We start from the raw sequence: 15057 nt of genomic DNA, 5'->3' as shown, positions 1-15057 counted from the left end.
TGCCAGATGGTATCCAGACCTGCAGGCCTGGGTCTCACTATCTGAACACGCCCGGTCGGCAGAGAGGAGTGTGCGCGTCCCGCGGCTCTCCCCGACAGCGACACGAGGTCTCACTATCTGAGATTTCCGGGCTTTTCGCAGTATGATGTCGACCATGTCCAGCCCTCGATCCGGCGCTCCCCGATCCGGCGCCTCCCGACCGACCGGCCCCGCCTCCGCCCGGGCCGGGGCTTCGCCGCGCACCTCGCCGCGCACGAGGCCCACCGAGCCTCCCCTGGATCCGCCGCGGCCGCTGCACACTCCGTCCGGGATCGGCGTCGTGGACAAGTCCGTGATGATCCTCGACGCCCTGGAGGCCGGACCGGCGTCCCTGGCGCAGCTCGTGGAGTGCACCGGGCTGGCGCGTCCCACCGTGCACCGACTCGCCTCCGCGCTGATCCACCACCGCTTCCTCAGCCGCGACGTGCGAGGACGCTATGTGATCGGATCCCGCCTGGCGGAGCTGGCCTCCGCCGCAGGAGACGACCGCCTCGTCTCGGCGGCCGGCCCCATCCTGCTCAAGCTGCGGGACGCCACCGGAGAGAGCTCGCAGCTCTATCGCCGCCAGGGCGATGCCCGCGTCTGCGTGGCCTCGGCGGAGCGGCCCATCGGCCTGCGCGACTCCATCCCCGTGGGGACCCAGCTCTCCATGAAGGCCGGCTCCGCCGCGCAGGTCCTGCTGGCCTGGGAGGACCATGAGCGCCTCGTCGAGGGGCTGCAGGGCGCCCGGTTCACCCCCACGGTGCTGGCCGGCGTCCGGCGGCGCGGCTGGGGCGAGTCCCTGGGCGAGCGGGAGCCCGGAGTGGCATCGGTCTCCGCCCCCGTCCGTGGCCCTTCCGGACGCGTGATCGCCGCAGTGTCCATCTCCGGCCCGATCGAGCGGCTGACCAGGCAGCCGGGCCGCCAGCACGCCGAGGTGGTGGTCCAGGCCGCCCACCAGCTGACCGAGCTGGTGAGGAAGAACCCGGACGCTGCCGAGCACGGGCTGGGGGAGGATCTCGGACGGCACTGACCGGGCTCCGAGCCGTCACAGACAGGCCGCAGACAGGGCCGTCCCTCACTGCCGGTCACCTCCCACCTATGATGGGTCCGTGATCAAGAACATCAGTGTCATCGGTACCGGATATCTGGGCGCCACACACGCCGCCTGCATGGCGGAGCTGGGCTTCGACGTCGTCGGCGTCGACGTCGACCCGGAGAAGATCGAACATCTCTCCCGCGGAGACCTGCCCTTCCACGAGCCCGGCCTGCCGGAGCTCATCCGCCGCCACGTCGACTCCGGCCGGCTGTGCTTCACGACTGACCTGGAGTCCGTCGGCGGATGGGCGGACGTCCATTTCATCGCCGTCGGGACGCCGCAGCAGGCCGGCGGCACCGGGGCCGACCTGACCTACGTGGACACCGCCGCGGTCTCCCTGGCTCAGGCCATCACCAAGGACTCCCTCATCGTCGGCAAGTCCACCGTGCCGGTGGGCACCGCGCGTCGGCTCAGCAGCCTCATCGCCGAGGAGTCCCGCGACGACGTCTCCGTCTCGCTGGCATGGAACCCCGAGTTCCTGCGCGAGGGCTTCGCCGTGGAGGACACCCTCCGCCCCGACCGGCTGGTGGTCGGCGTCGGTTCCGAGGCCGACGAGGCCGTGCTGCGCGAGGTCTACGCCGAGGCGCTCAGCCGTGAGACACCCTGGGTCAGCACCGACTTCGAGACCGCGGAACTGGTCAAGGTCGCCGCGAACGCGTTCCTGGCCACCAAGATCTCCTTCATCAACGCCTTCTCCGAGGTGACCGAGACCGTGGGCGGCGACATCCGCACCTTGGCGGACGCCATCGGCCATGACACCCGCATCGGCCGCAAGTTCCTCAACGCCGGCGTCGGATTCGGCGGCGGCTGCCTCCCCAAGGACATCCGAGCCCTGCAGACCCGTGTCTCCGAGCTCGGCCTGGACCACACGATGACCTTCCTCAACGAGATGGACCAGATCAACCTGCGTCGCCGCGAGCGCGTGGTCACCCTCTCCGAGCAGATCCTCGGCGACCTCGCCGGGCGGCGCATCGCCGTGCTCGGCGTGACGTTCAAGCCGCTCTCCGACGACGTGCGGGACTCCCCCGGCCTGGATGTGGCCAACCGCCTGTTCAACGCCGGCGCCGATGTGTTCGTCTACGACCCGGAGGGCAACGCGAACGCCGCGAAGCGCTTCCCCCGGCTCGGATACGTCGACTCGCTGGCCGAGGCGGCCCGGGACGCCGACCTCGTGGTGCTCACCACCGAGTGGAACGAGTTCAAGGCCCTCACGCCCGCGGATCTGGAGGACGTGGTGGCTGCCAGGAACTTCCTGGATGCGCGCCACGTGCTGGACGCGGGCCAGTGGGAGTCCGCCGGATGGACCTTCGCCCAGCTGGGCCGGATGTTCCCGCAGGGCTGAGACCCAGCCATGACTGGGTCCGGCCACGGCTGAGGGCCAGCCCGGACGGCGCAGTTCTGACCACGGGCGGTCCAGGACGCCAGCGGATCAGGACTCGCGCAGGGAGTCCCAGCCCTCGTCCACAAGACGCTCGACGGTGCCCCCGGTGATCACGCCGGGGGCACCGTCGTGTCTGCGCACCTCGCCGATGCGGCGGAACCCCGCGGGCAGCGGGGACCCACCTGGGAAGGTGGCCAGCAGCGCGTAGTCCTCGCCGCCGTGGAGCACGAGCCGCAGGGCCGTCATCGCGACCTCCGAGAGGGCCCCCGACGACGGCGCAGGGTGGGCCTCCTGCGTCTCAGGGACCTCCTGGACATCCTGACCCGTTCGGGGCCGCAGACGGTCGGCGATCCCCTCCAGAGCGGCGGCCTGCTCCCGCAGCGCGTCGGTGTCGAGCAGCAGGGCGACGTCGGAGGCCCGGGCCAGCCGGGCCGCGTCGCGCAGCAACCCGTCCGAGACGTCCATGCCGGCGGTGGCGGCGGCGGCGGTCGCCCGCGGCCCCGCGGTGAGGTCCGGGGCCGGGTAGGTCTGAGCCCTCAGGCAGGCCTCCAGCATCCCGCCGCCGAGCCCCTCCGTCGGCTCGGGAGCCTGCAGCCCGGACTCCAGCAGGCGCAGGCCGGCCGCCGCATGCCCCAGTGCTCCGCAGACGGCGAGCTGGTCTCCCGGACGGGCGCCGTCGCGCAGCAGGCTCGTGGCACCAGCAGGACGCCCCAACGCGGTGATGGTCACGGACACCGTCTCCCCCGAGCCCAGGTCCCCGCCCGCGATCAGGCATCCCGCCGCACCGGCGACCGAGGCTGCCTCAGAGATGCCCTCCATGACGCCGACCGCCCAGGACACGGCGGTGCTCGGGGGCAGCGTCAGACTGACCAGCAGAGCCGTCGGCCGCGCCCCCATGCCGCTGAGGTCCGAGAGGTTCTGGGCGGCGGCCTTGACACCGACGCTCCGCGCCGCCTGCGCAGGGTCGGGCCACCAGCGGTGCCGGAAGTCCTGGCCCTCGCTCATGGTGTCCGTAGTGGCCACCAGCCGATGGTCCGCAAGCTGCAGGACCGCGGCGTCGTCACCCGGTCCCACCGGCATCGGTCCGACGGCGGCGTCTTCGGCGGCCCGGCTCTGCGTGGCGGCCTCGGCGCGGAGGGCCTCACGGTTGTGGGCGTCGATGACCTCGCGCAGGGCGGACAGCACGCGGTCCTCACCCAGCCGCCCGACGGTGTCAGCATCAGTGTCAACATCAGTGTGAGCATCAGTGTGAGCCCCGGCGTCAGGTCTCAGCGGCACCGGGGCCGGATGGACGGAGCCGTCGGCGGAGAGGGCCGAGTCCTGTCGGCGCAGGTCAGACATGTCTCCATGATCCCATGCAGACCCCGGCACCCCTCCCCCGGTCCTTGCCGCCCGTCAGGCTCACCGATCACCCCGCACCTGGCGGGCCTGCCAGGGGCCACCCGCGGCCGGTGGCCTCCGCCGTCTGCTGGTCCTGTGCCGGCGGCTCGTCCTCCACCAGTCCCAGCTGCAGCAGCTCCAGCCGGTTCCGGCAGGAGAATCGCTGCAGCAGCCCGGAGACCACCGCCTCCACCGTCCGCGGCGAGAGGTGGAGCTCCGCGGCGGCCTCCCGCGTGCTCAACCCCTCCTGCAGGAAGGTCAGGACCCGGTGCTCCCGCAGGCTCAGGGCGAGCTCCGTGAAGGCCCCCAGCACCCAGGACGCCTCCGGGGCGGACCGCTGGGCCCGGCGCACCGCCCCGACGAGGCGAGCGCGCTGGCCGACGTCGAGCTCGGCCCGAGACTGCCAACGCACCAGCAGGATGGAGCAGCCGAAGAACTCCGCGTCGGCGTCCAGGAGCGTCTCCGCGATCTCCAACGCACGATCTCCGGAATCGGTCGTCATCGCCTCGGCGAGCAGGACGATCATCCGAGCCCTGCCGCCCGATCGGACCCAGGAGGAGCTGAGGATGGCCTGCGCGGCGGGCCGCCACCCGCTGAGCACGCTGAGCAGCAGCAGCTGCTGCTCCTGCGCCCATTCCCCTGCGGCTCGGGCCCTCGCTCCGAGGCTCGCCAGCTGGTGGGCCACCTCCTGCGCCGGCGGGCCGCCGCCGATGAGCGCCATCCCCTCGGAGACGAGGCGCAGCTCCGGCAGACCCGTCTCGCCGCACGTCACCGAGCGTCCCTCCCCCTGCGTGACCTCCTGCAGGAGCTCGCGGGCCTGCCGGTGGCGCACCGGGCCCACGTAGGAGGCGCAGGCGGCGTGGACGGCTGCGGCGAACCCCGCGAGGCCGTAGGGATCGTCCTCCCACCACGCCTCCAGCGCTGCGACGGCCAGCTGCGCGGCGGTGGCCATGCGGTCCCTCTGCATGGCCGCCACGGCGCCGATGATGTCGTCCACGGCAAGGGCCGTGCCGGCATCGCCGTCGGCGTGCCGCCAGGCCTCCAGCTCGAGGCGCAGAGTGTCCGTGCGCCAGCCGGCGATCATGGTCAGCATCTGCAGCACCGCGCGGGCGCACTCCTCCACGTCCGGGCTGCCGCCGTCGGCGGAGAGCTCGTCGACCAGCGAGGAGAGCACCAGTCTGCCGAAGTCCGGATGCCGCCGCAGCCCCAGTCGAGTGCCGATGATCAGCTGAGCCATCACGCCTTCGTCCCGCGGCGCCTCCTCGCGGACCCGACCGAGTTCGCGAAGCCACTGACGCACCTCCCCGAGCCCTTCCGGGTCTGCGGCACCGGCCGAACAGGGCTCCTCGAGCAGCACGGTGACCCGGTCGATGCTCGGAGTCGCCGAAGGGCCGAGAGCGGCTGACAGCCGACGCCGCACCGGACCGACGAGCTCGGGACGGAAGAGCTCGAGTCGATGAGCGAGCAGGAGCACCTCACGCAGCACCGCGGCGAACCCCGGCGTCAGGGGCGGCTGCGCGGCGTCGACGAGTTCCTCCATGTGCCGCACTCCCTCCCTGACGCGGCCGAGCCCCAGGAGGCTGCGGACCCGGGCAGCTGTCCGCGCACCGTCGGGATGCCCCGCGGCGGCGTCGAGGATGCTCAGCGCCGCCCGCGGCCAGGACCGCTGCAGTGCGGCTTCGGCGGCGCTGAGGGCCTCTCCGGCCGGGATCGACCGGCCCACTCGAGCGGCCCACCAGGCGAGCCCGGCCTGGGCGGCGGGACCGACCGCCTCCTGGTGGACGGCGGACCCGGCCGTGTACCAGAGCCGAGCGTCCTCTGCCGGCCGCAGCTCCGTGCTCAGCCCGAGATCCAGCATCCCCGACCTCACCGCGAGCACGGTGGGACCGTGCGGGGTGTCGTCCGTCGCGGAGATCAGGCCCTGCGCCAGGAGGCTGTCCACCACCTCGACGCCGAAACGCCCCATCGCCCAGGACTCCGGAAGCCTCCAGGCGCAGGAGATGACACGCAGCAGCTCATGTTCGGCCGCGTCGAGGCCCGCCAGCAGCTCGGGCAGCCCTTCGGCCAAGGCCCACCGGAAGGGCTGGTCCTGGGACCGCCACCGCCATGCCCCGTCGACGGCGTGGAGGACACCCGTCCGTCGAGCGCGCTCCAGCACCATCCGGACCGCCTGGGGCTGTCCGTCGCTGAGCATCACGACACGGCGCGCCGCCGAGGACGTCACCGGTCCCTCCAGGTGACGGACCATCGCCTCGACCACCTCTTCGGGACGAAGGCGGCGCACGCCCGCGAGGACGACCCTCCCCGTCCCCCCGTGGGCCCTGACGGGTGTGGGGACGTCGAGGTCGCTCCGGAGGGGGATCACCAGCCGGTGACGGGCCTGCGCGGCGGACGCGATGAGGGCCTCCAGGGCGGACGGGTCCTGGCCCGCGGGCTCGTCCAGCACGAGCAGTCCGCCTGTCGGATGCCCGGGCGGGATGCCCGCGGTCGCGTCGTGGAGTCGATACAGCGGTGCCCGCTCGCCGAGCCGCAGGACCAGCTCCTCGGCTCCCCACAGGGCAGGCATCAGCGCCAGCACCACATCACGCGGGTGCGACCCCAGCACCGCATCCGCGATCGCACGGTCTGGGCGGAGGTCTGGGGCGTCGACGAGCAGCGGAGAGGGCAGCATCATGGCGTGCTCCTGCTGATCAGCCGCGCCCGAAGCTCGGTGCGGGAGGTCACCCGCAGCTTGCGATACACATGCCGCACATGCGTCTGCACCGTCCTGACGCTGATCCCGGCCCGATCGGCGACATCGGCCGTAGAGAGCCCCCGGAGCAGCAGCTCGACGATCTCCTGCTCCCTGGGCGAGAGCAGCATGCGCGCCTGGGTCCACACGGGACCGCCCGGGCCGGGGCCGGAGCCCTCCAGCCTCGGCCGCAGGTGCGGACGTCGGCGTCGCAGGCGTTCCTCGGCCTCGTCCTTCGCCGCATCATCATCCGCCAGATGCGCGGTCAGCAGATCGACGAGCTCGGTCTCGACGTCCAGGCGTCGGCACGCTCGCCTCAGTTCCATCAGCGCGGTCATCGGCAGGTCATGGCCTCGGCGCAGCGCCACACAGCGAACCATGAGCCTGCGCACCCCGGGCAGCGCCTCGGTCCGGCTTCCGCGAGCGCGAAGCGTCGCCGTCAGCTCCTCGACCGGGGCATGCAGGAGTCGGGCGAGTTCGACGATCACCGTCACCCACGGATCCGCGAGACTCTCTCCGACGAGCGCCACCGACGCTCCGGGCGGGCCCTGGAGCTGACGGGACCTGTCGCCGTCGACGAGGAAGTCCAGGGCCTCCAGATGCTTACGCGTCACATGCCCGATCGGTCCCTCGGCCTCGAACTGGCTCCACAGGTCGTCCAGGCGCTCCCGCAGCTCCTCAGGAGGGGTGCCGCGGGCGACCTCCGCGAAGAGCTCCACCGCACCGGCGGCCTGGGCTGTGAGGAGCATCCGCTCAGGAGGCTGCCGGTCCCGGAAGGCCCCGGGGACCGTCGGCAGGCTGAGGTCCAGCAGAGTGCGGGCGACGCCCATCCGGTCTGTCACCCAGGACAGACACACCACCGGGACGCCCGGCTCGCCGATCGCCTCCAGTTCCGCCAGCGACTCCCGGGCCCGCGCGCATTCATCCAGCTGGGCCGCCGCGTAGGCCTCCAAGGCCAGGGCGACACAGCGTTCGAGACGGCGGGCGTCCAGATCGGGGAGGATCTGCTCTCCTCCGCGGGACGAGCCCTCCGCGGGGCGCCGTGCCGGTGGCGAGAATCGGCGCAGGGACTCCCGCGGACCCCCCGCGTGGAAGGACCGCAGTCGTCCGGCGAGTCCGGTCTCAGAACCCGTCCCGAGGTGATGGGGGCGTCCCATCCTGTCCTGGAGCAGGCCCCATCGGATGAAGGCATGCAGGGTCCCGGGCAGGCTCGCGGACCGCACGTCGGCGTGCGGCGGGCCCAGCAGCGCCAACGCGGCGTGCATCTCTCCGGTGGCCGCCAGCGCGGCAGCGGAGAGACAGCGCACTCGGGGGTCCGGCGCCTCGGCCAACATGCCCGGGGGACGCCCCGCACCGGGCTCTGGCGGGCAGGACTCGCCGGTCCCCGTTCCGTCGGCACTGAGCAGCGCGACATGCATCGCGGTGATCTCTCCGGCGCCCAGCAGAGCCGCGGCCGCGACGAGGGCGTCGTGGCCCTCGCCCTGTGCGGTGCTGCCGGGTCCAGCGACGTCCCGTCCAGTGGGGTTCCCCGCGGACGCCCCCGGCTCCCGCAGGGCGTGCCGATGCAGAGCGTGCGTCAGCGACGCGGTGCGTCCCGTCAGGCGGACCAGACCCTCGGCCTCCAGGGCGAAGACCGCCTCAGGGGGCTGGTCGCCGTGCAGAAGCTCCTCCAGCTCATGGGGGCCTCGGCCGGCGAGCCGCCGCATCACCTCCAGACCGTCACTTCCGACAGCCGCGGCGAGCCGGTCGACCACGAGCGACCTGGTGCGTCGATCCGTCCAGGCAGGCAGCCGCGCGACCGCCGCTCGTCCGGCTGAGTCGACGATCCAGCCCTCGGCTGTCCCGATCGCCACGAGGTTCTCCAGCTCGAGGATCCGTCCCTGGGAATGCTGGTGCATCAGGCGGGCCAGCGCGGCGGTGGGAGGGGCCCCGAGCATCTCCGCCAGCGTCTTCGCCGTGTCGTGGAAGGTCTGCGGACGTATCCTCAGGCGCAGCCCTCTGCCCTGACCGGCTGCGCGGACGAACCGGTGCCCGTACTCAGGCCCTGGGCGGGCGGTGACCGCCACCGGGACGGCGCCGGCTCTGAGCACGGCGTCGACGGCCTCGAGGTGGGCAGGAGGTTGACGAGTGATGTCACGAAGCAGCAGCGCCGTCGTCGGGGCCTGTGCGCGGGCCGCCTCGGCGTCGGCCAGGTCGCCCAGGTCACCCAGGTCACCCAGGTCGCTCAGGTCACCGAGCCGTGGCAGGCGGTGGAGGTCGTCGATCTCCACCAGGTGCGTCTCGGTGCGTCGGGCGATCTGGTGGACCATCCGTTCCGGGGCCAGCCCATGCTCTCCCTCGACCAGAAGTGCGGGTGCCGGGCATGACTGCCAGTGCTCCTGTGCCTGCCGGCGCTGGGCCTCCCAGGAGCTGAGTGAGGCGCCGCCTGGCACAATGGCCGAGCCTGCGCGGGACATGGACCACCTTTCAGCGATACATCATGCATCCTAGGGAAGTCCTCGGCTGTCGGGAAGAGGTCGCCGCCTTCTGCCATGTCCACCGACGAGAAATGCCCCGGATCCGAAGATCCGAGGCATTTCCGAATATGGTGACCCCAGCGGGATTCGAACCCGCGTTACCGCCGTGAGAGGGCGGCGTACTAGGCCGCTATACGATGGGGCCATATTCACTTTTCCAGCAGCCTGCGCAGACAGCTGACGGAGAGATGGTCTCCGACCCCCGCAGGGATGAGAGACCACCAACCGTGACCCCAGCGGGATTCGAACCCGCGTTACCGCCGTGAGAGGGCGGCGTACTAGGCCGCTATACGATGGGGCCCTATATCATTGTTCGGCCCTCGTCTCCGAGGGCCGCACCAGTGTCTCCACTGGATTTTCGATCCGCAGAACGGATCGAGCTGGGCTACTAGGACTCGAACCTAGAACGACGGTACCAGAAACCGCTGTGTTGCCGATTACACCATAGCCCATCGGTGTCTGCCGGACATTCGGCCCTTGAGGATCGCTCCTTCGAGGTTTCCGTGCGCCCCGCAACGGGAAACTACTCTACACGAGCAGGTGCCCCGAGCACAAAATCGACGGCGGCCTCGAGCGTGGAGACCTTCGTCACACCGGCAGGAGCGTCGACGAGGTCCCGCCGATCCACCAGGACGGAGACCAGTCCGGCTTCCCGCGCGCCCGCGCCGTCGACGACGGGGTTGTCCCCCACATAGGCACACTGCTCAGGAGCCAGCCCGAGCTGTCGCGCCCCCTCATGGAAGATCGCCGCATCGGGCTTGACCGCGCCGACAGTGTCGGTGCCCACGACGACCTCGATGCTCTCCAGACCGGCGATGCGCAGCTTCTCCCGCTGATAGTCCGCCACGTTGTTCGTCACCGCACCGACCGCCACACCCGCGTGCCGCAGGCGGTCCAGCGCATGCGGCACGTCGTCGAACGGACGCCACCGGCGACGGACCACCTGCTCGTACTCGTCCTCCCACCGCAGCAGGCTCTGCGGGTCCGGCACGGGCGCTCCCGCCGCCCGGTAGGCGTCCCGGACGCGGGCGATCCGCTGCTCCAGGAAGCTCAGGTCACCCGCCAGATAGCGCGCGTACTGGCCCCCGGCGTCCTCGCAGAAGGTGCCCAGCGCAGCCTCCCAGGCCGCGTCCTCCCACACCGTCCCCTCCTGGAGACAATGCACCGAGGCCAAGTCGCGGAACGCCGCGCGCATCGCGCTCTCGAGGTCCACAAGCGTGTCGTCGACGTCGAAGAGCACCCCGCAGGCGTTCATCGGGCGGCGACCTCGGCGCGGAAGCGGGCCAGACGCGCCAGCGAGGACTCCCGACCCAGCAGCTCCATCGACTCGAACAGCGGCGGGGAGACCTTCCGACCGGACACCGCCGAGCGCACGGCGCCGAACGCCTTGCGCGGCTTCAGCCCGAGGCCGTCCACCAGTGCGGTGCGCAGCGCCTCCTCGATGGCCTCCGTCGTCCAGTCGTCGTCGTTCAGTGCGTCGAGAGCGGCGACGGCGGCGTCGACGGTGCCGAGCACGTCCTCCCCCAAACCGCTGAAGGCCTTCGGCTCGATGACGAGCTCTGCGTCCGCCACGAAGAGGAAGGCCATCATGTCCGCCCCCTCGCCCAGCAGCGCGATCCGTTCCTGGACCAGCGGGGCCGCGCCGTCGAGGATCCGTGCCTCCCGGGCCGTCAGCTCGTCACCGACCAGACCGAGCGCCTGCAGGTACGGCACCAGGCGGTCCCGGAAGTCGCCGGGCTCGAGGCGGCGGATGTGGGTGCCGTTGATCGCCTCGGCCTTCTTCGTGTCGAAGCGCGCCGGGTTGGCCAGCACATCGGCGACGTCGAAGTGCTCGACCAGCTCCTCGACGGTGAAGATGTCCTCATCCGCCGACAGCGACCAGCCCAGCAGCGCCAGGTAGTTCAGGAGCCCCTCACGGATGAAGCCACGGTCCCGGTGGTGGAACAGGTTCGACTCCGGGTCCCGCTTGGAGAGCTTCTTGTTCCCCTCCCCCATCACATAGGGCAGGTGCCCGAACAGCGGCATGTGCCGGGCCACCCCGACGTCGTGGAGTGCGCGGTACAGCGCGATCTGACGCGGCGTGGAGGACAGCAGGTCCTCGCCCCGGAGGACATGGGTGATCTCCATCAGCGCGTCGTCCACGGGATTCACCAGGGTGTAGAGCGGCTTGCCGTTGGCCCGAGCCACCACGAAGTCCGGCGTGGAGCCGGCGGAGAACGTGATCTCCCCGCGCACCAGGTCGGTGAAGGTGAGGTCATCGTCCGGCATCCGCAGTCGCAGCACCGGCTCACGTCCCTCGGCGCGGTAGGCGGCGATCTGCTCATCGGTCAGGTCGCGGTCGGCGTTGTCATAGCCCAGCTTCGGGTCACGTCCGGCCGCCCGGTGCCGAGCCTCGACCTCCTCCGGAGTGGAGAAGGACTCGTAGACATGCCCGGCGTCCTGGAGCCGCTTCAGGACGTCCGCGTAGATCTCGCCCCGCTGGGACTGTCGGTAGGGGCCATGGTCTCCCCCGGCCTCGACGCCTTCGTCCCAGTCCAGGCCCAGCCAGCGCAGCGCCTCCAGAAGCTGCTGGTAGGACTCCTCCGAGTCCCGGGCGGCGTCGGTGTCCTCGATGCGGAAGATCAGCTTGCCGCCGGTGTGCCGGGCATAGGCCCAGTTGAACAGCGCGGTGCGGATGAGGCCCACATGGGGCGTGCCGGTCGGCGAGGGGCAGAACCTCACGCGGACCGGGGTGGAGGCGTCGACGACGGGGATGCTCATAACGGTGTGGTGGCTCCTGTGGATGATCTAACGACGGAAATGGGTGACGAGGGTGCCGATCCCCTCGATCTCGGCTTCGAAGCGGTCCCCGGAGGAGACCAGCCCGACGCCGGCGGGGGTGCCGGTGAGGATCACATCACCGGGCAGCAGGGTGAAGGCCTGCGAGATGTGGGAGACGAGCTCGGGGACGCCGAAGACCATGTCCGAGGTCGTGCCGTCCTGGACCGTCTCCCCGTTGAGGCGACCGGTGATGCGCAGGCCCTCGGGATCCAGTTCGGTCTCGATCCAGGGCCCCAGCGGCATCGAGCCGTCGAATCCCTTGGCCCGGGCCCACTGGCCGTCGCTGCGCTGGGCGTCGCGCGCGGTGACGTCGTTGCCGACGGTGTAGCCGAAGATCACGTCGTCGACGCGTTCGACGGGCACGTCCTTGCAGATCCGGCCGATCACCACGGCCAGCTCGACCTCGTAGCTGACCTCCTCGGAGAAGGAGGGCAGCGTCACGGGCTCGTTCGGCCCGGACACCGCGGTGTTGGGGATCAGGAACAGCAGCGGAGAGACCGGCAGCTCATTGCCCATCTCCTTGGCGTGGTCCGCGTAGTTGCGGCCCACCCCGATGGCCTTGCTGCGAGGGATGATCGGCGCGACCAGCCGCACATCCTGCAGGTCTTGGGTGTTCTGGGTCTGCTGGATGCCCTGGTAGAAAGGGTCCCCGATGAGTTCGGTGATGGTCTCCTGCCCGGGCTCTCCGGCGACGACTCCGAAGGCGGGCTCAGCGTCGGTGACGAAACGTGCGATGCGCATGCATCCCACCCTATCGCCCCGGCGCCCGTCCTCGCGGAGGCCCCGGGCAGGATCCTATGTGGCAGGGCTCTCAGGCGAGCCGGTGCATCCAGCCGTGGCGATCCTCCACAACGCCGGTCTGGATGCCCAGCAGCTCGTCTCTGATGGCCTGGGTGACGTCTCCGGTGCCGGTGGACGCGATGGTGCGGTCACCGTCGCGCAGCTCCCCGATCGGGGTGATGACCGCGGCGGTCCCGCAGGCGAAGACCTCCGTGATGGTGCCGTCCTGGACCCCTCGGTCCCACTCGTCCAGGGTCACACGCCGCTCCTCGACCGTCATGCCGCGATCCTTGGCGAGCTGGATGACGGAGTCTCGCGTGATGCCTTCGAGGATGGTGCCGGTGAGTTCGGGAGTGATCAGGCGTCCATCGGAGGTGACGAGGAAGACGTTCATGCCGCCCAGCTCCTCGATGGCGTTGTCATGCAGCGGGTCCAGGAACAGCACCTGGTCGCAGCCCTGCTCCGAAGCCTGCGCCTGGGCGGCCAGAGAGGCGGCGTAGTTGCCGCCGGTCTTGGCGTCGCCGGTGCCGCCGGGAGCCGCCCGGGCGAAGTCGCGGGAGACCCAGATGCGCACGGGCTTGAGCTCGCCGCCGAAGTAGTTTCCCGCCGGGGAGGCGATCACCCGGTAGGTGAACTCCCGGGCGGGCCGCACGCCGAGGAAAGCCTCCGTGGCGAACATGAACGGACGCAGGTACAGGGCCTCGCCCTCGCCGGAGGGAACCCAACCGGCGTCCAGGGCCAGCAGCTCCTCCAGGGACTGGACGAACAGCTCCTCGTCGAGCTGCGGCATCGCCATCCGACGGGCCGAGCGGTTCATGCGCCGGGCGTTGGCATAGGGGCGGAAGGTGTAGATGCCGCCGTCTGCGTGCCGGTAGGCCTTCATCCCCTCGAAGATCTCCTCCGCGTAGTGCAGCACGGCGGCGGCGGGATCTAGGGTGATGGGGCCGTAGGCCTCGATACGGGCAGAGTGCCAGCCGGCGTCCTGGGTCCAGTCGATCACCGCGGTGTGGTCGGTGAAGTTCGTGCCGAAGCCCGGGTCGGCCAGGATCTGCTGGCGACGGGCCTCCGGCGTCGGCTCGGGGTGTGACGTGACGTCGAACTTCATGGGAGCAGCCTTTCGCTCGTTCTGTGAATGCGGTCCACTCTACCGCCGACCGAGCCGCTGAGAAGCGCCTCAACCGAGGCGGCTGAGGATGGCCTCTCCGCGCTGGGCGGTGCTCAGCCCTCGGGAGCCCTCCGGCTCCTCCGCCCAGGCGGCCAGCTGGGCGTGGACGGCCTGCTCCAGACGGCTCGCAGCTTCGGTCAGACCGAGGTGCTGCAGCATCAGCGCCCCGGAGAGCACAGCGGCCGTGGGATCGGCGATCTGCTGCCCCGCGATGTCGGGTGCAGATCCGTGGACGGGCTCGAACATCGACGGAGCGGTCCCCTCGGCGTTGATGGACCCTGATGCTGCCAGGCCGATCCCTCCGGTCACAGCGGCGGCCAGGTCGGTGAGGATGTCTCCGAAGAGGTTGTCCGTGACGATCACGTCGAAGCGGCCCGGATCCTGCACCATGTGGATCGTCGCGGCGTCGACATGCATGTAGTCCCAGCTGACGGCCGGGTGCTCGGCGGCCGCCGCCTCGACGGTGCGGCGCCACAGGTCCCCGGCATGGGTGAGCACGTTGTGCTTGTGCACCAGGGTGAGTCGGCCGCGGCGCCGCTCGGCCCGGGCGAAGGCGTCCGCGACGACACGGCGCACCCCGTGTGCGGTGTTCAGCGAAACTTCGGTGGCCAGCTCATGGGCGGTGCCCCGACGGATGGTGCCCCCGTTGCCCACATAGGGCCCCTCGGTGCCCTCCCGGACCACGACGAAGTCGATCTCGGGGTCCCCGGCCAGCGGCGTCGCGGTGCCCGGATAGGTGCGGGCGGGACGCAGGTTGATGCTGTGGTCCAGGCTGAACCGGAGCTTCAGCAGGAGCTCACGCTCGATGAGTCCCGAGGGGACGCGGGTGTCCTGCGGGTCGGCCCCCACGGCCCCGAAGAGGATCGCGTCGTGACCGCGCAGCCGCTCGAGGGTCTCCTCCGAGAGGGTCTCCCCGGTGTCTTTCCAGTGGGACGCGCCCAACGAGTACTCGGTCCAGGTGGCCTCGACGGAGGCGGAGTCCAGCACGGCCTGGAGGATCCGGCGTGCCTCGGCGATCACCTCAGGGCCGATCCCGTCGCCGGGGATGACGGCGAAGTCGAACGTGGTGCCGGACGGGTCCACGGACGCGCCGGCGGCAGTCTCTGCAACGATGTCAGCCATGCCACTCAGGCTAGGTGCTCGCCGCGGGCCTCGGCGAGAGCGGAG

At 71.1% G+C, this 15057-nt stretch carries 10 protein-coding genes and 3 tRNA genes; 2 read left to right on the top strand and 11 right to left on the bottom strand.

The features are described 5' to 3' along the window. Nucleotides 1-154: 154 nt before the first annotated feature. Nucleotides 155-1051, top strand: coding sequence for an IclR family transcriptional regulator (locus ABD658_RS03570; protein WP_425574462.1), 897 nt, complete (start codon nt 155-157; stop codon nt 1049-1051). 79 nt (nt 1052-1130) lie between these two features. Next, nucleotides 1131-2459: a UDP-glucose dehydrogenase family protein gene (locus ABD658_RS03565; RefSeq protein WP_344685392.1), complete on the top strand. Its 1329-nt coding sequence runs from the start codon at nt 1131-1133 to the stop codon at nt 2457-2459. A gap of 87 nt (nt 2460-2546) precedes the next feature. Here the strand turns inward: ABD658_RS03565 and ABD658_RS03560 are convergent, their stop codons facing one another. The 11 genes from ABD658_RS03560 to ABD658_RS03510 form a co-directional block, all read right to left on the bottom strand. Continuing rightward, the gene (locus ABD658_RS03560; protein WP_344685391.1) at nt 2547-3839 is read right to left on the bottom strand and encodes a thiamine-phosphate kinase; all 1293 of its coding nucleotides are present in this window, start codon (nt 3837-3839) and stop codon (nt 2547-2549) included. Between the two features lie 67 nt (nt 3840-3906). Continuing rightward, nucleotides 3907-6552: a LuxR C-terminal-related transcriptional regulator gene (locus ABD658_RS03555; RefSeq protein ID WP_344685390.1), complete on the bottom strand. Its 2646-nt coding sequence runs from the start codon at nt 6550-6552 to the stop codon at nt 3907-3909. Continuing rightward, the gene (locus ABD658_RS03550) at nt 6549-9065 is read right to left on the bottom strand and encodes a helix-turn-helix transcriptional regulator (RefSeq protein WP_344685388.1); all 2517 of its coding nucleotides are present in this window, start codon (nt 9063-9065) and stop codon (nt 6549-6551) included. Before ABD658_RS03550 ends, ABD658_RS03555 begins: the two co-directional genes overlap by 4 nt. Before the next feature lie 129 nt (nt 9066-9194). After that, nucleotides 9195-9270 (bottom strand) — tRNA-Glu (locus ABD658_RS03545). Between the two features lie 83 nt (nt 9271-9353). Then, a tRNA-Glu gene (locus tag ABD658_RS03540) sits at nt 9354-9426 on the bottom strand. A gap of 79 nt (nt 9427-9505) precedes the next feature. After that, nucleotides 9506-9577: transfer RNA gene (locus ABD658_RS03535), tRNA-Gln, on the bottom strand. A 71-nt stretch (nt 9578-9648) separates the two neighbouring features. Continuing rightward, nucleotides 9649-10380: an HAD family hydrolase gene (locus tag ABD658_RS03530; protein WP_344685386.1), complete on the bottom strand. Its 732-nt coding sequence runs from the start codon at nt 10378-10380 to the stop codon at nt 9649-9651. After that, the gene (gene gltX, locus ABD658_RS03525; RefSeq protein ID WP_344685383.1) at nt 10377-11885 is read right to left on the bottom strand and encodes a glutamate--tRNA ligase; all 1509 of its coding nucleotides are present in this window, start codon (nt 11883-11885) and stop codon (nt 10377-10379) included. Before gltX ends, ABD658_RS03530 begins: the two co-directional genes overlap by 4 nt. Before the next feature lie 27 nt (nt 11886-11912). Further along, nucleotides 11913-12686, bottom strand: a complete 774-nt coding sequence (locus tag ABD658_RS03520; protein ID WP_344685381.1) for a fumarylacetoacetate hydrolase family protein — start codon at nt 12684-12686, stop codon at nt 11913-11915. Between the two features lie 70 nt (nt 12687-12756). Then, complete coding sequence (locus ABD658_RS03515; protein WP_311023983.1) at nt 12757-13830, bottom strand: branched-chain amino acid aminotransferase; 1074 nt, start codon at nt 13828-13830, stop codon at nt 12757-12759. 69 nt (nt 13831-13899) lie between these two features. Beyond that, on the bottom strand, nt 13900-15012 hold the full coding sequence (locus tag ABD658_RS03510) for a 3-isopropylmalate dehydrogenase (protein ID WP_070159523.1): 1113 nt from the start codon (nt 15010-15012) through the stop codon (nt 13900-13902). Nucleotides 15013-15057: the final 45 nt, after the last annotated feature.

This window comes from Nesterenkonia aethiopica, from assembly GCF_039534665.1.
GTDB lineage: Bacteria > Actinomycetota > Actinomycetes > Actinomycetales > Micrococcaceae > Nesterenkonia > Nesterenkonia aethiopica.
Note: the sequence above shows the minus strand (reverse complement) of the source record. Positions and strands in the feature narration are given on the sequence as shown.